This window comes from Sneathiella marina (assembly GCF_023746535.1).
In the GTDB taxonomy this organism is placed as follows: domain Bacteria; phylum Pseudomonadota; class Alphaproteobacteria; order Sneathiellales; family Sneathiellaceae; genus Sneathiella; species Sneathiella marina.
Genome location: NZ_CP098747.1, coordinates 445,228 through 464,643, shown reverse-complemented (window position 1 = coordinate 464,643; position 19,416 = coordinate 445,228). Strand labels below are relative to the sequence as shown.

General features: G+C 47.6%; 19 protein-coding genes. 10 read left to right on the top strand and 9 right to left on the bottom strand.

Annotation, left to right across the window (positions count from 1 at the left end; translation table 11 throughout):
• Nucleotides 1-178: 178 nt before the first annotated feature.
• The gene (locus tag NBZ79_RS02320) at nucleotides 179-385 is read right to left on the bottom strand and encodes a hypothetical protein (protein ID WP_251935057.1); all 207 of its coding nucleotides are present in this window, start codon (nucleotides 383-385) and stop codon (nucleotides 179-181) included.
• 257 nt (nucleotides 386-642) lie between these two features.
• A complete protein-coding gene (locus tag NBZ79_RS02315) occupies nucleotides 643-945 on the bottom strand; it encodes an SCP2 sterol-binding domain-containing protein (protein ID WP_251935055.1) in 303 nt (100 codons plus the stop codon).
• 181 nt (nucleotides 946-1,126) lie between these two features.
• On the opposite strand from NBZ79_RS02315, the gene NBZ79_RS02310 reads away from it, so the two are divergent.
• The 3 genes from NBZ79_RS02310 to NBZ79_RS02300 are packed head-to-tail and all read left to right on the top strand — an operon-like array spanning nucleotide 1,127 to nucleotide 4,562.
• On the top strand, nucleotides 1,127-2,005 hold the full coding sequence (locus tag NBZ79_RS02310) for an SDR family oxidoreductase (protein WP_251935052.1): 879 nt from the start codon (nucleotides 1,127-1,129) through the stop codon (nucleotides 2,003-2,005).
• Nucleotides 2,002-3,162, top strand: coding sequence for an acyl-CoA dehydrogenase family protein (locus NBZ79_RS02305; RefSeq protein ID WP_251935050.1), 1,161 nt, complete (start codon nucleotides 2,002-2,004; stop codon nucleotides 3,160-3,162). The genes NBZ79_RS02310 and NBZ79_RS02305 overlap by 4 nt, the downstream gene beginning before the upstream one ends.
• A 14-nt stretch (nucleotides 3,163-3,176) precedes the next feature.
• Nucleotides 3,177-4,562, top strand: a complete 1,386-nt coding sequence (locus NBZ79_RS02300) for an acetyl-CoA carboxylase biotin carboxylase subunit (protein ID WP_251935047.1) — start codon at nucleotides 3,177-3,179, stop codon at nucleotides 4,560-4,562.
• Between the two features lie 88 nt (nucleotides 4,563-4,650).
• Here the strand turns inward: NBZ79_RS02300 and NBZ79_RS02295 are convergent, their stop codons facing one another.
• Nucleotides 4,651-5,175 (bottom strand): EF-hand domain-containing protein, encoded by a 525-nt coding sequence (locus NBZ79_RS02295; protein ID WP_251935044.1) that lies wholly within the window; start codon nucleotides 5,173-5,175, stop codon nucleotides 4,651-4,653.
• Nucleotides 5,176-5,318: 143 nt separating this feature from the next.
• Between NBZ79_RS02295 and NBZ79_RS02290 the strand changes: the two genes are divergently transcribed.
• From NBZ79_RS02290 to NBZ79_RS02280, 3 genes are read left to right on the top strand one after another with little or no spacing between them, the layout of a single operon-like run.
• Nucleotides 5,319-5,942 (top strand): TetR/AcrR family transcriptional regulator, encoded by a 624-nt coding sequence (locus NBZ79_RS02290; RefSeq protein WP_251935041.1) that lies wholly within the window; start codon nucleotides 5,319-5,321, stop codon nucleotides 5,940-5,942.
• 42 nt (nucleotides 5,943-5,984) lie between these two features.
• Nucleotides 5,985-6,419, top strand: coding sequence for an acyl-CoA thioesterase (locus tag NBZ79_RS02285; protein ID WP_251935038.1), 435 nt, complete (start codon nucleotides 5,985-5,987; stop codon nucleotides 6,417-6,419).
• Complete coding sequence (locus NBZ79_RS02280) at nucleotides 6,416-7,318, top strand: acyl-CoA thioesterase (protein WP_251935035.1); 903 nt, start codon at nucleotides 6,416-6,418, stop codon at nucleotides 7,316-7,318. Before NBZ79_RS02285 ends, NBZ79_RS02280 begins: the two co-directional genes overlap by 4 nt.
• 150 nt (nucleotides 7,319-7,468) lie before the next feature.
• Here NBZ79_RS02280 and NBZ79_RS02275 read toward each other — a convergent pair whose 3' ends face one another.
• On the bottom strand, nucleotides 7,469-7,951 hold the full coding sequence (locus tag NBZ79_RS02275; RefSeq protein ID WP_251935033.1) for a winged helix-turn-helix transcriptional regulator: 483 nt from the start codon (nucleotides 7,949-7,951) through the stop codon (nucleotides 7,469-7,471).
• 110 nt (nucleotides 7,952-8,061) lie between these two features.
• On the opposite strand from NBZ79_RS02275, the gene NBZ79_RS02270 reads away from it, so the two are divergent.
• Entirely contained in the window at nucleotides 8,062-9,396 is a 1,335-nt protein-coding gene (locus NBZ79_RS02270) for an MATE family efflux transporter (protein ID WP_251935030.1), read from the top strand.
• 6 nt (nucleotides 9,397-9,402) lie between these two features.
• Here NBZ79_RS02270 and NBZ79_RS02265 read toward each other — a convergent pair whose 3' ends face one another.
• A complete protein-coding gene (locus NBZ79_RS02265; RefSeq protein WP_251935027.1) occupies nucleotides 9,403-10,296 on the bottom strand; it encodes a LysR family transcriptional regulator in 894 nt (297 codons plus the stop codon).
• A gap of 111 nt (nucleotides 10,297-10,407) precedes the next feature.
• Here NBZ79_RS02265 and NBZ79_RS02260 point away from each other — a divergent pair, with 111 nt between their 5' ends.
• Nucleotides 10,408-10,866 (top strand): VOC family protein, encoded by a 459-nt coding sequence (locus tag NBZ79_RS02260; protein ID WP_251935024.1) that lies wholly within the window; start codon nucleotides 10,408-10,410, stop codon nucleotides 10,864-10,866.
• Nucleotides 10,867-10,920: 54 nt separating this feature from the next.
• Here NBZ79_RS02260 and NBZ79_RS02255 read toward each other — a convergent pair whose 3' ends face one another.
• Nucleotides 10,921-12,138 (bottom strand): MFS transporter, encoded by a 1,218-nt coding sequence (locus tag NBZ79_RS02255; RefSeq protein ID WP_251935022.1) that lies wholly within the window; start codon nucleotides 12,136-12,138, stop codon nucleotides 10,921-10,923.
• A gap of 204 nt (nucleotides 12,139-12,342) precedes the next feature.
• On the opposite strand from NBZ79_RS02255, the gene NBZ79_RS02250 reads away from it, so the two are divergent.
• Nucleotides 12,343-13,605 carry an ArsB/NhaD family transporter gene (locus tag NBZ79_RS02250; protein WP_251935021.1) on the top strand — a complete coding sequence of 421 codons (1,263 nt, stop codon included), beginning with the start codon at nucleotides 12,343-12,345 and terminating at the stop codon, nucleotides 13,603-13,605.
• A 30-nt stretch (nucleotides 13,606-13,635) separates the two neighbouring features.
• A complete protein-coding gene (gene budA, locus NBZ79_RS02245; RefSeq protein ID WP_251935020.1) occupies nucleotides 13,636-14,484 on the top strand; it encodes an acetolactate decarboxylase in 849 nt (282 codons plus the stop codon).
• A gap of 4 nt (nucleotides 14,485-14,488) precedes the next feature.
• Here budA and NBZ79_RS02240 read toward each other — a convergent pair whose 3' ends face one another.
• The 3 genes from NBZ79_RS02240 to NBZ79_RS02230 form a co-directional block, all read right to left on the bottom strand.
• Entirely contained in the window at nucleotides 14,489-16,225 is a 1,737-nt protein-coding gene (locus NBZ79_RS02240; RefSeq protein WP_251935019.1) for an N-acyl-D-amino-acid deacylase family protein, read from the bottom strand.
• A gap of 72 nt (nucleotides 16,226-16,297) precedes the next feature.
• Nucleotides 16,298-17,434 carry an acyl-CoA dehydrogenase family protein gene (locus NBZ79_RS02235; RefSeq protein ID WP_251935018.1) on the bottom strand — a complete coding sequence of 379 codons (1,137 nt, stop codon included), beginning with the start codon at nucleotides 17,432-17,434 and terminating at the stop codon, nucleotides 16,298-16,300.
• A 186-nt stretch (nucleotides 17,435-17,620) separates the two neighbouring features.
• Nucleotides 17,621-19,411 (bottom strand): acyl-CoA dehydrogenase C-terminal domain-containing protein, encoded by a 1,791-nt coding sequence (locus NBZ79_RS02230; RefSeq protein WP_251935017.1) that lies wholly within the window; start codon nucleotides 19,409-19,411, stop codon nucleotides 17,621-17,623.
• Nucleotides 19,412-19,416 lie beyond the last annotated feature (5 nt).

Sequence of the window (19,416 nt, the reverse complement as noted above, 5' to 3'; positions counted from 1 at the left end):
GGCTCTCTTGCTAACCTATTGGTTAAAACAGCCGAAGAACAAATGGCGTCTAGGCTGGTTTGCAAGCAATCCTACGACGCTTTTCGACAGCAGGAAAATGTACCCCACTTAAGAGAGCATAAAAAACGGCCGCACCGATAATTCGGTACGGCCGTACAAATTTGGACAGTCTATAAAGTTAAGCAGCTACACTCGTAGCAGCCTGAACTTTTTTCAAAAGCCGCCGGGCTGCATGACGACCATGTGCCTTGGCATTTACTTTGCGCGCTGCGCGTTGCTCGTTTGAACGGCTATTCTTTGTCAAACCGCTGCCGCTGCCGCCGCCGCCTTTTTTACGACTCTTGCCGCCTTGGTTGCGGCCATTTCGTGCTGATCTCGCTGTCATGTGACTAGCTCCACTCACTGATAACTTAAATTCGAAGCGCCCTTCATAAGGGCAGAATGACAAAAGGTACAGAAAAACTTTGCCTTTATAGGTTTTTTTGATCGGTTTTTTATTCTGAAAGCAAAAAGTCCTCTGTTAATACAGATAATATCTGCAAAACAGCTCAATGCAGTCTATTTTTGAAGGAACACTCCCTCTTAAAGAATAAAAGGCGGCTCAAAAGAACCGCCTTTTTAATAAATGTTAGAATCAGGAGATCAGGAAAATACACTCTGTAACTTCATTGCAATCCCCATGTTACCACCAATTTTCAGTTTACCCATCATGAAGGCCGTTGTCGGGTCAAGCTCTCCCGCTGCCAGAGCTTCAAAATTCTCCTGGGTGATCGTAATGGTACAATCCGCTTCGTTGTCCTCGTTTGAAACGACATTCGGGACAGAAGCGGCGTCAACGAACACAATTCCATCATCTCCAAAATCGAATTTTAACGTCGCGTCTAAACCGCAGTCTTCGCCGATACGTTCCCGCATGCCATCAGTGATTTCTTCAATCGTTGCCATTTCAATTCCTTTCCATTTAATCTCTTACAATAACATCCACTGTTTCTGATGAGATGCTGATTTGACGTTAACGTAAACGTCAAGAATAGATCTGTCAAACACTGTTCTGGAATCCCATCCAGGTCTGGGCTAAGCTCCTACCCCACGATAAAAAAAATAATAACGGTGGAAGGCTACAGAGATGAGTTATCGTTCAATTTTTCGTCCCGGATTGTTTGAAGGGCATTCCATCGTCATAACCGGTGGCGGTAGCGGAATTGGACGCTGTACAGCACATGAACTCATATCGCTCGGGGCAAAGGTTGCTCTCGTCGGTCGTGACTTGGAAAAATTGCAGTCGGTATCGGATGAAATTGCTGCAGAAGGCGGGACGGCTACTCTTCACACATGCGATATCCGCGATGAGGAGGCCGTCAAGCGCTGTGTCTCCGAGATTATAAAACAACAAGGTAAAATTACCGGGCTTGTAAACAATGCGGGAGGTCAATTTCCAGCTCCGTTAGAAGACATTACCCTTAAAGGATGGGATGCAGTTATTAAAACCAATCTGACAGGTGGATTTCTGTTCGCAAGAGAGTGCTACACCCAATGGATGAAAGAAAATGGCGGCGGACCAATCGTTAACATGATTGCCGACATGTGGAATTCAATGCCTGGAATGGCTCATTCAGGCGCCGCACGAAAGGGCATGCTCAGCCTCACAGAAACCGCGGCTCTGGAATGGGCCCCAGCCGGTGTTCGGGTCAACGCAATTGCCCCTGGAATGATCATTTCTTCCGGCATGGATACCTATCCAGACTGGTGGAAAGAGCGCGTCAAAATTCGTGTAAAATCAAATCCTGTAAAACGTATGGGGACGGAATCCGAAATATCAGCCGGTATTGTATTTCTACTTTCTGAGGCCGCTGCCTTTATTTCCGGAAGTTGTCTTCGGGTTGATGGTGCCGCACCAAACATCCGTATGAACTGGGACATGCCCGACCACAAAAACAATAAGGCGTATAACGGATTTCATTTGGCTGTAACGCCAAAACTGTTTCAAGAGGGAGAAGAAGATTGATTTACGGTCCCGAGCATCAAGAAATAATTCGATCATTAAGCAAATTTATTGATCAGGAAATAAATCCCTATGTCGATGAATGGGAGGCTGAAGGTCAGTTTCCCGCCCATGACCTGTTCAAAAAAATGGGAGCCCAAGGTTTCCTGGGCGTTTGCAAACCGGAGAAATTTGGCGGAATGGGGCTTGACTACTCCTACAGTTTAGCTGTGTCGGAGACTTTAGGACGCATCAATTGCGGTGCGGTTCCCATGGCGATTGGTGTTCAAACAGATATGGCCACGCCTGCCCTTGCGCTTCATGGATCAGATTACGTAAGAGAGAATTTTCTCAGCCCCGCGGTATCGGGCGACTATGTCGCCTGTATAGGCGTATCAGAACCTTCCGCCGGATCCGATGTCGCTGGCATCAAGAGTTCTGCGAAAAAGGAGGGGGATGACTATATCATTAATGGTCAAAAAATGTGGATCACCAACGGTATCCAGGCTGACATAATGATAATGCTGGTCAATACCAGTGATGGTTCCATGCATTCCAGCAAATCACTGATTGTTGTGCCAATGGATACACCTGGTATCACCGTCGCGCGAAAACTGGACAAACTTGGTATGCGGTCCTCCGACACGGCGCAGCTATATTTCGAGGATGTCCGCGTGCCACAGAAAAATCTTATTGGTGAAGAAGGTATGGGCTTCACTTATCAAATGCAGCAATTTCAAGAAGAGCGATTATGGGCGGCTGGAGCGGGATTATACCCTTTGGAAAAAACCATAAATGATACAATCGATTATACGCGAAGCCGCGAAGCCTTTGGCAAGTCGCTGCTCGATAATCAATATATTCATTTTCGTCTGGCCGAGCTAAAGACGGAAGTGGAACTCCTCAGATCACTTACCTATCGAGCCGTGGCGGAATATATGGAGGGCGGCGATGTGACCATGCTGGCCTCCATGGCCAAATTGAAAGTCGGCCGACTTGCCCGCGAGATCTCAGATGCGTGTTTACAATATTATGGTGGCATGGGATTTATGAATGAAACCCCGATTTCCCGTCAGTTCCGTGATGGCAGGCTCTGGTCCATTGGCGGGGGCGCAGACGAAGTTATGCTCGGTATCATTTGCAAGTATATGGAGACGCTTCCGCAGAAGCGCCGGGGATAGGACGAGCACAAAAAATGAGAAAGATATCAAAGCTGCTTATTGCCAACCGCGGCGAAATCGCTTGCCGTATTATGAAAACGGCCCATTCGATGGGTATTGATACCGTCGCCGTATATTCAGAAGCTGACGCCGATGCACCACATAGAAAAATGGCGACTGAGGCTGTAGCCCTAGGGCCATCGCCGGCATCGGAAAGCTATTTGGTTATCGAACGGATAATCACGGCAGCCGTCCAGACCAATGCCGATGCCGTGCATCCGGGCTATGGGTTTTTGTCTGAAAATGCCGCATTTGCCAAGGCTTGTGAAGAAGCAGGCTTAATATTCATCGGACCCTCCCCGCGCGCTATTTCACTGATGGGAAATAAAGCCGAAGCAAAACGCCAGATGGCCGCAGCTGGTGTCCCTTGCGTGCCCGGTTACGAAGGTGAAGATCAATCCGATGATAGATTTGTCTCAGCGTCAAATGAAATCGGATTTCCGGTTATGGTCAAGGCCTCTGCTGGCGGCGGCGGCCGTGGCATGCGCGTTGTCTCAAAACCCGAAAAGCTTCTAAAAGGATTGACGGCCGCGCGATCTGAAGGCGAACGTTCCTTTGGCTCCGCAGAACTCATCCTCGAAAAAGCAATAATCGAACCAAGGCATATTGAAATTCAGGTTTTTGCGGATAACCATGGAAATGTTGTCCATATGGGGGAGCGGGATTGTTCCATCCAGCGCCGTCACCAGAAAGTCATCGAAGAAGCGCCCTCGCCGGCAGTCTCGCCAGAATTACGTGAAAAAATGGGGGCAACAGCAGTTGCTGCCACGAAGGCCATCAATTATTCCGGTGCCGGAACGTTCGAGTTTCTTTTGGATCAGGACAAAAACTACTATTTTCTGGAAATGAACACGAGATTGCAGGTTGAGCATCCTGTGACAGAATGCGTCACTGGTCTTGATCTGGTGGAATGGCAAATCAGAATTGCTTCTGGAGAGCCATTACCGTTGTCACAGAAGGATATTAGCGTTCGAGGACATGCAATCGAAGCTCGGCTGTATTCCGAGGATCCTTATAAAAGTTTCTTGCCGAAAGTTGGTATTTTGTCTGAATGGTTTGCCGCCGAAGGAGAAGGAATTCGAACGGATCACGGCTTGGAAACAGGGTTTGAAATCACTCCTTTTTATGATGGCATGATAGCCAAAATAGTTGGCTACGGTGCGAACCGCGAAACAGCGCGGGCAAACCTCCAAGAAGGGTTGAGGAGGACCATTGACAAAGGGCTAACAACAAACAGACTATTTTTGTTGAGTTGCATCGCACACAAAGAATTTATTGCTGGATCCGCAACAACAGGATTTATCGAAACCTATTTCCCAAAGAAAAAGTTGGCGGAAGGACCTGATCTAAATTCCAAATAAGGACAAAAATCGACGGCCCGCCATGTCGCTAAGTAATGACGGACCGTGCATCTGCGGCGGCAATTCATCGTCGCAGTAAACGGACATTCTAGCCAGAATGCTTTTTACCCATTTTCGGCGCGAGGTTTGTAACTTCTTCGATTGTCAGGAAGCCGGCACCTTTGCTATCTGCTGCATCAAACCGTTCCATAACGATAGCCTGATACTCCTCTCGTGAAATTTTTCCGTCTTTGTTTGTATCAAACCGCTCCATCAAACGAGAAGCACGGCGTTCTTGCTTCATCTCACGCTTCTTTTCCTTGAATGCCTTAGCTTCTTCCTGGCTTATGGTTCCGCTACCATCCGTATCGAGCTTATTAAAAAACTCCTTTTGACGTACTGACATTTCATCAACACTAATAGTACCGCTTCCATCTTTATCCAATTTTTGGAACTTCTCTGTCGTCCGCGACGTCATTTCCTCCAAGCTCACCTCACCATCTTTGTTCGCATCAAGCTGTTCGAACATGTTTTTGGAATGATGACCTTTTCTATCTCCGTCCTTGGCTGCAAGAACAGCTGTGGGCAGGGCAAGTGCGGCAATCATGCTGCCAATAATCAATTTACGTTTCATTTACTCAGATCTCCTTGTTTATGTTACTCAGTCTTTCAACGGGCCGGCTTCTTCATTCCGTCGAAAAAAATAATCTAATTATTTATTGAACAATGTTCATATTTTTATATATTGTTCATATTTCATGATAAGAATGATGGAAAATGCAAGAACGATTAATGCGGCAACAGGAATTAAAAGAATTCAAACGGCAGAAAATTCTATCTGCCGCCAAGACCTGTATTTCAGACAACGGACTGGCGGGCACGTCCATGAGAGCAATTGCACAGGGCTCAGGCTACTCCCTTGGCGCTGCCTATGCATATTTTACGTCTAAAGAAGATATATTTGCGGCGCTACTCTCATTTTCCTTTACCGATTTGCTTCGATTATTACGGTCGGAACTACTGCAGTCTGGCCCGGGCCAGCAGAAAATAAGCCTGACCTTCAAAGCATTTCTTCAATACTTCCTCTCCTCAAAAGAGGATCGATATTTACTACTGGCCTTTTATTCTAGTATGGCCGACGGCAAGCAAGGTCTCTCAGAAGATACCTTCCGGCACCTTAATAACCGCTTCCTCTCAGTGTTAGGCATGCTGGCAAATACTGTACATGAGTATGGAGATCTTTCAGCAGAAGATGCTCAGTCAGAAACGTTGCAGGCCATGACGTTTTTGTTAGGTATCTTAATGATGAGTACTTCGGGGCAGTTACAACTTATGGGTCAAACGCCGCAAGAAATGGTCGACCAGTACCTCGATCAAATGCTATTAAGATGTAACCGGTAAAAATAAAAAAAAGAAATCGTGCAGATCAGGAGTATTCCATCCATGAGTGGATATGTTGAAAGCTATCGAGGGCAGGTCCTCGCCAGCGAATGTGACCTATTGAGCCACATGAATATACAGTTTTATATTTCTCGCTTGAGCCATGCCACGTGGAACATGTGTTATTTCCTGGGAATGACACCAGAGGAAATTAAGGAAGGGAAACGCGCGCTAGCAACGGTACAGCAGGATAGCACCTATTTGTCTGAATTGATGGCAGGGGATATAGTTCACATGGAATCCGGCGTCCTTCGATCATCGAACAAAACAATCACTCTGCGCCACCGACTATTTAACAGTTCAACAGGAAATCCAACATTCAATAACGTTTCAACAGTTGCTTATATGGATCTTGATTTACGAAAAGCTGTCCCGCTTACTGATGTGATGCGCGAAAAGATTACCAGTTTGATGGTCGATGAGGAGGAGGCAAAATGAGTAAGCTTATTCCGTGTTACCGGGGCGCTGTAGACGCTTGGGAATGTGATCAAATGGGCCATATGAATGTCCAATTTTATGCATCAAAGGCAGCACAAGCCTTTGGTCACTTACAGAATTCTCTCGGATTGACCCCGGCATATATCCGCCTGGAAAAGAAGGGATTGCGTTTCAAGGATATCCGCATCCAGTACAAAGCTGAAGTCCACGCTGGATCCGTTCTTCATGGATTGGCGGGTGTTCGCCGGATCGAAGGTGAGAATATCAAAGGTTTTATTCAGCTATTTGATACTGCATTTAATCGACTTTCCGCAGCCTACGAATTTACGGCCACTTTTATGGACCTAGAAGAGCACCTCCCTCTTGCTCTACCAGCGTTTCTACGAGAAGCATCTGAAAATATTGCAGATAGTCATTCTGATATGTATGAACCTTCGCCATTTGACGGCAGTATGATGCCGGCGAAACATTTGGAAAATATGTTCGAAAGCGCACGTTCCTCAGTTGACGTATGGGAATGTGATATTTTCGACCATGTTGAATTGCAGCATGTTATTGGCTATTTCTCCGATGCAGCAACACATATACTTGGCGCCGTGGGCTTAACCCGCGAAGCTGTGCGAAATCGTAACCTTGGGTCTGCCGCTTTAGACTACTATTCCGAATTTCACGCACCCATTCGCATGTCTTCGCCGATAGCATTAAGAAGCGGATTAATGGGTGCGGAGGGGAAGATATTCCGTTTTGGCCATAATCTGATCGACCTCGATACAAATGAAATTGCGGTAACGACAACAGTACTCGGTTGTTACTTCGATATGACGCTACGCAAATCTGTTGCGCTCCCCCCAGAATTTACGAGCTTTCCAAAGGACAAACTCCTCAAATGCGATATCTAGTTGAGTGCCGGTTTGGTCGAGAACTGATAAGGAATTCGAATTAAAGCTTCAATAGCATCGCTTGTACCGGACACCTTCGCGGATCTTTCAGCGACCTATATCAAGCTATCTTTGAGCAGCTAAGACAAAATCACTGAGTAGACAATCTAATTATGATTTTCGAGCCAGTCGCCGAACAAGGTCCGCACTCGCGCCGGGCCCAGCCTGTGAAACTACATCCTCCGGCTCAAGCAAAACATTATCGGTCTTACGATAATATCCAAGGCCGGCCGGTGCATTAGAATGGCGGTCTTTCAATTCAATTCTAGCGCCTCCCTCCCCAGGAGACCAGCGGTCACCCCAGCCAGCCAAAGCCGAGAGTGTTATCCGCAAATCCCGGCATTTTTCCGTCGGCTTATAAGCATATCGTCTCGAACCCGTTATAATTTCCCGCGTCAGCAATCCGCTTTCAACCATATCTTTCAACCGGATCGTCAACAGATTTCGAGAAATACCAAGGCTCTTTTGAAATCCTTCAAATCGATCAATGCCTTGTAACACGTCCCGAACAATCAACAACGTCCATTGATCCCCAAAAACACTCAGGGATTTTGCAACAGGGCATTTTTGACGTTTGTAGTTTTCTTTCGACATCCCAGATCTTGTTCCAGTAACGATGGCAACATATCGCTCATAGCATATTAAGTTGACTTTTTGAACTTATTTTACGATTATGCTTATTAAGTTCAAAAAGGATACTAATAATGAACACGCTTGCTCTCCTCTCCGCGCCAATAATTCCCGCTATTTTGAGGCTTGCAGCGCCAAACATGCTGGCAATGACCGTTATGTTGGCAACATCTGCGGCAGAAGCTTGGTATGTCGGCCAATTAGGAACAACGGCTTTAGCCGGGTTAGCATTGGCCTTCCCGATGTTCATGCTAATGACTATGATGTCCGCTGGGGCCATGGGCGGGGCAGTTGCGGGTGCTATCGCACAGGCTCTTGGCGCTGAAGACCGTGGCCATGCTGAACGGCTCCTCATACATTCCATACTTATTGCTTTTGTAGCCGGGGGGGTTTTCTCGTTAATCTTTCTAAGCCTAGGACCGTCAATTTATAGCGTACTTGGAGGGTCCGATCAGGTCCTTCAGGAGGCATTGGCTTTTTCAAACATTTTATTTGCCGGTTGCATCAGTATCTGGCTCCTAAATTTTTTGTCCAGTGTTGTGCGAGGCTGCGGTCATATGCGTACCGCCGCGGTAATTATGATCATAACCTCCTTTTCCCAAATTGGATTGGGCGCATTATTGGTTTTTGGATGGGGCCCGATTCCTGGACTTGGTATTTCAGGTGCCGCTTTGGCGGCTGTTCTCGGTGCGAGTTTTGGCAGCTTGCTCTTAATTCTGTTCCTGATGAGCGGCACCGCAGCCGTTCGACTACATCTAAAAGAAATTTCGTTCCGCCGAGCAGACTTTGCCCACTTATTGCGACCCGGCCTTCTTGCTTGCGTGTCACCCTTATCCTCTGTTGGTAGTGCCATTGTCATAACAGCGCTCGTCGCCCGCCTTGGCCCGGAAACGCTAGCCGGATATGGTATTGGTGTTCGGTTGGAATTTCTTCTTATTCCCATAATCTTTGGCATTGGCGCGGCCTTGATCACCATGGTCGGTGTTCATTTCGGCGCGGGCGAAGTTGACCGCGGACATAAGATTGCGTGGATCGGCGCATTTGGCGCAGCGTTGGTAACGGGGTTTATCGGTGGCCTCCTTGCCCTGTTTCCGGATCTTTGGGCAAATCTCTTCACTGATGTTGAAGCCGTTCGGGAGGCTTGTCGGTTATATTTGCGAATTGCCGGTCCAACATATGGCTTTTTTGGGCTCGGATTATCTTTGTATTTTGCCTCTCAAGGAGCACGGCGGCTTTTTTGGCCCGTCGCCGCCGGGGCCTTCCGCCTGATTATCGTCAGCGTTGGCGGTTTAATTCTGATATACTATTGGAGCCCAACGATTGAAAATGTATTCGCCTTGGTCGCTCTGGGTATGATAACCCTTGGGATAACAATTGCCACAGCCATAAAACTAGGAGCTTGGCGGTAAGTATCGTCAAAATCTGTTCGCAAAGAAATCAATAAAAACCCGCACTTTTGCGGAAAGATGCAACCTGCTTGGATATACGGCATAGACACCCAATGGCGGCATCTCATATTCCGCAAACAATTCCATCAGACGGCCATCCTGTAATTCTCGCTCACACATGTAATGAGGCATCCGCGCTATGCCGGTACCTGCGAGTGCGAAAGAAAGCTCAAGCTCAGCGCTGTTACATAAAACACGTGGATCAACTTTTTGCCCAAACAGTTTTTGTTCTGCCGTGTTAAACTCCCAGTAATTAGGCGTTTTGGTGTAAGCATAGCTGATACAATCGTGATGGATTAGCTCTGAAGGATGCTGAGGTTTACCCCGCGCCATTATATAGTCAGGCGAGGCAACAATTACTCCCCTTGACGCCATAATAATGCGGCTAATCAAGCCTGAATCAGCCATTCGGCCAACCCGTATCACGAGGTCAAACCCCTCCGCCACGACATCCACAAAGCGATCGTTTAACTCTATATCCAGATTTACATCCGGAAATTTTTCCATGAAAACCGGCAGTTCATCCCGCAGGTAACCAAGCCCAAAACTGACGGGAGCGCTTACTTTCAAGGTACCACGAGGTTCGTCCGTGAGCTGATGAATGCTCTTCTCCGCAGCGTCCGCATCATCCAATATCTGCTTACATTTTTGAAAATACTGCGCACCAATATCGGTTAGGCTGATTTTTCGTGTCGTCCGATTGAGAAGACGGCCACCAAGCCGATCTTCAAGACGTGTGATCTGTTTACTGACAAAGGAAGGGGAACTTCCGAAAACCTGGGCGGCTGCAGAAAACCCGCCGCTTTCCACAACCTGAACAAACACGGCCATACCATCCAGGGCTTGCTTATTACCACTCATTTGGAAACAATCATAATCTAAATCTCTTATTATATCTTCATTAGGAATAATATAATTTGAATGGGTCCCTGTCAAATGAGCGGATGACGACCAATTACCGGAGGAAAGACCTTGTTAAGTATTTTAAAGATTGACCATATCGGCATTCGAATCCGAGAAAAACAAAGATCCATTTCATTCTACGAACTATTGGGATTTAAGCTTGTTATCGATACAGGCTTTGAAAACGGACATCCGATAATGATGGAGCATCCCTCTGGTATTGTTCTTAATCTTCTGGGGCCCAGTACGTCGCAGGGCGAAGACAATATCCTCATGGATATATCGGAGAAGCATTCTGGTTACACCCATATGGCCCTCAAGATATCTTCATTGCCCGACGCCGAAAGTTTTCTGAATGAAAACACCATTGAAATAACAGGCCGGTTTTCCTTTAAGGATATGAACGCTGTATTTATTCGGGACCCGGACAGAAACGTCATTGAACTGGATGAATATCCAGGAGATAGCCCCGCCTCTCGATTGTCCAATCCGCAGGACGAATTGCCAGGCTACGAAGAACATCCATAAAAATAAGAGAGCACCGGTCTCGGTGCTCTCCTACCAGAATCCGTAATTACAAAATTATGGTTCTTTCGTCTTGTTCGTAATATGCGGCGCAGTTTCCGGCATGAACAAGGCAAAAATTATCAGGCCTATAAGCCCAACTGCAGCCAGCATTAAAAAACCTGTCGTGTAATTTGTAAATCCAACAACTTCTTCCGCAATGAGGTTACTCAGGGAAGCGCCAACTCCGACTAAGGTTGCCAAAGCACCCTGAGACAAATTAAAACGCCCGGTCCCTGCCGTTATGTCCGCCAGTATCAGCAAGAACAACATGGCAAAGATGCCATTTGCGACACCGTCCAATGCCTGGATTGCAATAAGATATACTGCTTCATCTCCAAGCGTGAACAAGACACCGCGAATTGGAAGCACGGCAAAAGCTAAAAGAAAAAGCGGTTTTCTTCCCCATACATCAGCTTTCCATCCGCAAAACAAAGCCATCAAAATCATAACCAGCTGGGCCGCAATAATGCAGGCTGACGTAAAGGCTATTCCATGTTCCGCGTCACTATTTTCAGATAATTTTTGGCTGACAAGAGGTAACATCGCCGCATTGGCGAAATGAAACAGCACAACACTGATGGCAAAAATACGCAATCGTCGATCATTGATAAGCGTTGCAAAACCAGACGGCTGCTTTTCAACGATGCCTTCAAGTGTTTCTCCTCCTCGCGCAACATCGTGATCGATTGAATCGGCCTTGATCATCCAGATACATACAACCATACCGACAGTCATCATGGCGATGAGCCAAAAAACTCCGAGCACGGAAATCCACAAAGCAATCCCGGCGGCTAATCCAGCGGCAATCATATTTCCAGCATGATTCCAAGCCTGGTTTGCACTTGTCTGTGCCGTAAATTTTTCAGGCCCGACAAGCCCGAGGGTAATAGCTGCAATCGCTGGGCCGACGAAAGCCAGCGCGACACCAATAGCCATTTGCGCGGCGTAAATTGCAAAAGATGAGTGAAAAAATGTAATGGCAACCGCGCTGACAGCTATTGTCATAGCGCAAACCGCCAACAAGCCCCGTTTCCAGCGTACCGTATCCACGATACCCCCCGCCGGCGTTTGAACAATAACCGTACAGATTGTGGAAAGAGCTAGCGCAATGCCGATGGATCCAGGCGCCCATTTTAAAACAGACAAAAGATAGATAGCCAAATATGGGCCCAATCCCGCGAGTACATCTCCTGCAAAAAAATTTACACCGAGAAGAGGTTTATTTAGGGTCATCACTGGCTCCGGTAAAAAAGCAATACAATGCTTTTCTACAATACTATTATTTACACTACCCGAAATTGCAGGAAAAAGATTTAGAAATTCTTATGGGTTATGTTGTTTAACATAACGATAGTATGATTGTGTAAATCAATCTTCTAGAATTCCGAAAAATGACCACATGTTTGATCAGTTCGAAAGTGTAAAGAGAAGTATAAGATGACCATCAGCCTTGCCGTTGCTATTGCCATTTTTTTCTTTATCTCAATAAGGCAATGGCTTCCCGATCGAATTCGAATTTGGCAAATCATGCTGGCAGGCGCAATTATTTTACTGCTGATTGGTGAAATTTCGCCGTCCAAAGCACTGTCAGTGATTGACTGGAACGTTATTGCATACCTCTTTGGCGTTTTCTCAATCGCCCATGCGCTATATGATTGTGGATTACCCCATCGGATCAGCAATTTTCTCTGCAAAGGCGAGATTAAAACCTCGCGCATGCTGATTTATTTTATGGCGCTTGTCGCTATCGGGTCCGCCGCATTGACCAATGATGCGGCCGCGGTAATTGGGACACCCATTGCGCTGACTATTGCTGCCAGTCTCGGAATTCGTCCGGCTATTCCCCTGATTGCCTTATGTGTTGCTGTAACAGTTGGCAGCATGATGTCACCCGTCGGTAATCCTCAGAATATTCTGATTGTTGCCGATGGCCATTTTTCTAACCCCATCGGAACGTTCCTGTATTGGCTTGCCATTCCGACAGTCCTTTCAATGATATTTGCATATTTCTGGTACAAATTTTGTCTCGACCGTGAGGCGCCGACGGATACGAAACCTGTCGATTTGCCGGAGCCCACCGCAACCAAATCCTGGCCGGCCTATCTCAGCACGATTTTGCTCGCGGTTCTCGTGATCGGAGATAGTGTCTTACAGGAAAGCTTCCCAAATCTTGATATCCCGCTGGGCTGGTTAAGTCTCATTGCCTGTCTTCCTGTTTATTTATTCTCTGCGCAACGCATTACCGTCGCGCGGGAAGTAGATTGGGCGACGCTTGTTTTCTTTGTCGCCATGTTTGTTGTGACCGGATCGGTCCTTGAATCAGGTGCATTGCAGTCCATCCTGGGACCTTGGCATACCCGATTGAATGAACCAGCCGTTGTTACCAACATTGCCTTCTGGGCCAGTCAACTTTTTTCAAATGTGCCGGTCGTCGAAATTTATCTCAACTTATTGACGACATCGGATGAGGCAACATTAATGCTTCTTGCAAGCATGAGTACGCTTGCCGGCAATCTATTTATCATTAGCGCTGCCAGCAATGTCATTGTTGTCCAACAAGCGGAGAAATTCGGAGCTCAGCCCTTTAATTTTTGGGAATTTTCGCGACTGGTTCTCCCCGTGACTATTTTTTCCATCGCCGTCAGCTATGCCTGGATTGTATATGTCATGATAGAATTGGTCGGCGCAGGATCTGGATGAAGAGAAATCTGAAGCGAGTGAGGTGACAAGATGCAAAAACAATTGAATTGCCGGATATCTGAGAGCATCTGGAATGCCTTGCAAAAAGAAAGGGATCGGACAGGGGACAGCATGTCCCATACCCTGGAGAATATAATATCCTCGGCCCTGGGACTGGATCATCATTCCATATTTCAAGTATCGACCAGCGGTGCTCTCGTGCAAGGAGTGTTTCAAGGATGCACCCGTGTCAGTGACTTAAAATCACACGGTGATTTTGGCCTCGGGACTTTCGACAATCTGGACGGAGAGATGGTGATGTTGGACGGTCACTGCTATCAAGCAGGGGTGAACGGTATCACGCGGGAGGCAAATGACGAGTGGACAACTCCTTTCGCAACGGTAACCCGTTTCCAAGCAGACCAAACAAAACAGATACCCATTGTGGGTAACATAGGCGAGTTGGAACAGCAGCTCGATTCCGCGCGCCCTTCTGAAAATATTTTTATTGGTGTTCGCCTTGAAGGGTTTTTCGAAAAAATCGATCTGCGGGCCGCCTGCAAAGCGAATTCAGGTGAAGACCTTGTCGCCGCTACAGCACATCAAAGTGAGTTCAGCTTTGAAAATATTGAAGGCACTCTGGTTGGTTTCTGGTCTCCCGAATATGCGAAAACATTAAATGTCCCCGGATACCATCTTCACTTTATTTCAAGAGATCTCTCAAAGGGCGGTCATTTGTTGAATGTAAGGGCTAGAGACCTATCTGCAATGCTGCATTTCGAAACCGACCTGCATATTGCTATTCCGGAAACAGAAGCATTCCTCCATGCGGATCTGAATACAGATCCGACAGACGCATTGAACATCGCGGAAAAAGCGTCATCGGAAAATCGCAAATAGGATTCTAGGCTGTAACCTGTATCTTTGGTGCTTGTTTGGCACCCCGAACCAGGCGTCCGGGCCGTGCTTCGGTTGGATGGCCATTTCTGCTGATGACTTCTCCGGCGACAATCGTTGCAACATATCCCGACGCAGTCTGGATCAATCGACGACCACCGGCAGGAAGATCATAGGCTACATCAGGTTTATGCAAGGTCAAATTCTCATAATCAATGATATTTACATCAGCGCGATACCCCGGTTTCAGCAAACCACGATCCATCAGTCCAACCGCTTCCGCCGTATCAAAAGACTGTCGTTTGACAATCCATTCCAATGAAAATTTGGGGCCACGCGTCCGATCTCGTGTCCAATGAGTGAGCATGCTGGTGGGAAATGATCCATCGCATATGGTCCCGACATGAGCGCCGCCATCAGACAGGCCAGGTATTGTATTGGGATGCTTTAGCATCTCATAGGATGGATCCAGATTAGATCCAGCATAATTCAAAAACGGCAGATACAACATCCCTTTGCCATCATCTTCAAGCATGAGATCCAGGGCAAGCTCCTGCGGAGAAATTCCACGCATCCGAGCCATATAAGCAAGCGTAAATTCTTCTGACGGTTCGTAATCCGGCGCATCATTTAAGACAAAGATTTTTCCGAAATTTCGAAGCATGTTGGTCACAAACGGGTTCTTGGATTCCGGCATACTGCCGAGCAGGCGCGCCCGAAATTCAGGTTCCCTGAGTCTCGCCACCCGTTCCTCAAAAGGCTGCTTCGCTATTTCCTTGTAAACATCATGTCCGGAAAACGGATTGAGTGTTAGCTCCAGTCCCAATAATACACCAACAGGACGGCCGCACACTTGCGCCCGCATAATCAGGCCGTCCGCCGCTGCTTGCTCCATGGTTCTAAGTGTATGACGCCACCCTTCCGGCGCGACATCAGATTGTGCGAGAGAGACAGACAATGGCCGGCCGGAACGCTCGACGATACGGCGCAACATCGCCGTCTCCTTCTTTGGCTCATCGAAATCAGAAACAAATTGCAAAACACCTTTACCAGCGCCTTCCAGCGCCATGGCAATGCCCGTCAATTCAGCTTCACTTGCAGTCAATGTTGGTGTGGGCTGTCCATCAGATGTGCGATGATTGAGCGTTCGGGAAGTGGAAAAACCGAGAGCGCCCGCTTCAACAGCGTCTCGCGCTATGGCTGCCATCTGCGCGATATCATCTTCTGTTGCGTCTTCTCTATTTGCACCACGCTCCCCCATAACGAAAACACGTAATGCGGCATGCGGAAGCTGTGTTGCGACATCAATATCAAATCGCCGGGTATCAAGAGCGGTAAGATAATCCTCAAAGCTTTCCCAATTCCAGGGCAAGCCTTCGGTCAATACCGGAAAGGGAATGTCCTCAACGCCTTCCATTAACCGGATAAGACGATCATGATCTTCAGCTTTACAGGGCGCAAAGCCAACACCGCAATTCCCCATAACAACAGTGGTAACGCCATGTTGTGACGAAGGTGTCAGCCGGTCATCCCAGGTTGCCTGACCATCATAATGGGTGTGAATATCGACAAAGCCCGGCGTGACGATTAAGCCACGCGCATCAATCTCCTCGCGGCCTTTTTCGGGGACGGCACCAATCTTGAAAATTTTCCCGGCATCTATTGCAACATCAGCGGAATAAGGTTCACCGCCCGTCCCATCAACAATTAGCCCGTCTCTAATGACAAGATCATATGCGTCCACGTGCCTCTCCTTTTTTAGTAAGAGGTAGCATTAAAATGATTGCAAGTCGAGCAAGCTAGTAACTGCCGGTCATCACAGGGTACGGCTGATAAGCTCCTTCATAATTTCATTTGTGCCGCCGTAAATACGCTGGACACGGGCATCTGCATAGGCGCGCGCTACCCTATATTCCCACATAAATCCGTAGCCGCCGTGTAACTGCAGGCATTCATCGATGATTTTATTTTCAAGATCCGAGCACCAGTATTTGGCCATGGCGGCTGTTGCTACTTCCAGCTCACCCTTTAACAGCTCTTCGATACATTTATCGACAAACACGCGGGCAATCTGAACCTCAGTTTTGACTTCTGCCAGCTTGAATCTGGAGTTTTGGAATTCAATGATATTCTTACCAAACGCGCTGCGGTTCTTCGTATATTCGATTGTGTCATCCAATATGGCTTCCATCGTCGCCGTAGCGCCAATGGCGATTTGCAACCGTTCCCAAGCCAGTTCCTGCATCAAGCAAAAAAATCCTTTCCCCTCGCCCCCCAGCATATTCGTGGCAGGCACACGAACATCGTCAAAGAATAACTCCGCCGTATCCTGAGCCTTCAGTCCCAATTTTTCCAGATTTCTGCCTTTGTCAAATCCTTTCCGATCCGCTTCTACGAGAAACAACGAGGTCCCCTTTGCGCCCGCCTCCGGATCAGTTTTCGTAACAACAATGACGACATCGGACATAAAGCCATTGGTAATGAATGTTTTGGATCCGTTGATAATGTAGTCATCCCCATCCTTCACTGCCCGGGTTTTAACGCCTTGCAAATCAGAACCGGTTCCAGGTTCGGTCATGGCGATAGCGCCAATTATTTCTCCGCGCGCCATTTTCGGCAGGAACTCTTTTTTCTGCTCTTCCGTACCATAATTCAGGATATACGGCGCCACGATTTCGGAATGCAATCCAAAGCCCGGCCCTGTCGCGCCTGCACGTGCCTGCTCTTCCATCATGATGATGCTGTAAAGCTTGTCGGCGCCAGCTCCGCCATATTCTTCAGGAATAGGCATACAAAGCAATCCTTGCTTGCCAGCTTCCAGCCATGCTTCCCGGCTTACCTGTCCGTCTTTTTCCCATTGACTGTGATGCGGCATGATATGCTCTTCATAGAACCGGCGGACTGTCCCTCGAAAGATATTATGTTCTTCACTAAAAATGGACCGTTCAATCATCTTCGTCACCTCGATTTATTATATTTTTGCGGCTTTTCCCGTAAATGACAATTTGTCAATTTCTTGCTTTATTCTATCGAACACTTCGCGCAGACACCAATCAAAAAGGCCCACAGGGCAAAAAATCACATTGAATTAGAAAAAGGCGGGATTAGACCCGCCTTTTCCGATCAACTCCTGTGAAATTTAAAATGCTTCGGCGTCAAGTTCCATCATGGTATTTGATCCAGCACTCATTTTCACCAAAAGGGAAGAGACATCCGGAATCATGCGCTCAAAGAAGAAGCGAGCGGTGACAAGTTTTGTTTCGAAGAATTGCGGATCGTCTGTGCCCTCCGCCAATTTTTGCTTAGCTATCTTGGCCATTTGCGCCCACATAAAACCAAGGGCGACCAACCCGAACATCCGAAGATATTCAGTTGACGCCGCCCCAGCTTCATCAGGGTTTTTCATCCCCTTTTCACCCAGCAAAGCCGTCCCCTGCTGAAGCTTGGCAAAAGCTTTTGCCAATGGCATGACGTAGTCCTTCATCTCAGGGTCCATCATGTTTTCCTGAATAAAGGCGTCAACAGGATGAAAGAACTGACGCAGATTACGCCCAAGATTCTGAGGTAATTTCCGGCCGACTAGATCCAGTGCCTGCACACCATTGGCGCCTTCATAAATCTGCGTAATCCGGGCATCACGAACGAACTGTTCCATGCCCCATTCATGAATATACCCATGACCGCCAAAGCATTGCATTGCAGTTGCAGCTAAATCAAAACCCATATCTGTAAAGTAGGCTTTGATCACAGGTGTCAAAAGACCAAGAGCTTCATCAGCCGCTTTACGGCCATCCGCCTCGGGATGTTTTTCGACCATATCCACCTGTAAGCCCGCCCAAAGACCCAATGCTCGCGCCCCTTCCGTAAAGGCCCGGATCATCATCAGATTACGACGGATATCCGGGTGAACAATAATTGGATCCGCGGCTTTCTCCGGCGCTTTCACACCGGAAATCGAGCGACCCTGAAGACGGTCTTTTGCATAGACAACTGCGTTCTGATAGGCGACTTCCGCCTGACTCAGCCCCTGAATTCCTACGCCTAAGCGTGCCGCATTCATCATGGTGAACATCGCCCGCATCCCTTTATGGGCATCCCCTAAAAGATACCCTGTCGCGTCGTCATAATTCATGACACAGGTCGAATTTCCGTGGATTCCCATTTTATGTTCAATGGAACCACAAGCAACACCATTGCGGTCACCGGGATTACCGTCAGCATCCAGAATGAATTTAGGCACAATAAACAGAGACACGCCTTTAATTCCCTCTGGGCCGCCAGGGATTTTTGCCAGAACAAGATGGACAATATTATCGGACATATCATGCTCACCGGCCGAGATGAATATCTTCGTACCAGAGACTTTATAGCTACCATCTTCTTGCGGGACAGCTTTCGTCCTCATTAAACCCAGGTCCGTACCACAATGAGGCTCCGTCAGGTTCATGGTACCTGTCCAGTCCCCGGTTACCATTTTAGGCAACCATGTTTGCTTCTGTTCATCCGTCCCATGACGGTGAATGGACGCATAGGCACCATGGGTCAGTCCCGGATACATGCCAAATGCCATGTTTGCCGAGCTCATCATTTCTGCAAACGCAATTCCGATTACATGAGGCAGGCCCTGTCCACCATAGTCGGGGTCCGCATCTAGCCCCATCCAGCCCGCTTGACGATACTCGTCATAAGCTTCCTTGAAACCAGTGGGCGTCTTAACGTCCCCATCGTTCCAGGTACATCCTTCTGAATCTCCAACCTGATTGAGCGGTTGGATTACTTCGCTCATCAATTTGGCGCCTTCTGTCAGAATAGCATCCACCATGTCCGGCGTCGCATCTTCAAAACCAGGCATATTGGTCATTTTGTCAACACCGAGAAGGTCGTTGAGTACAAATTTGATGTCCTTTACAGGGGCATTGTAAATTGGCATTTCAG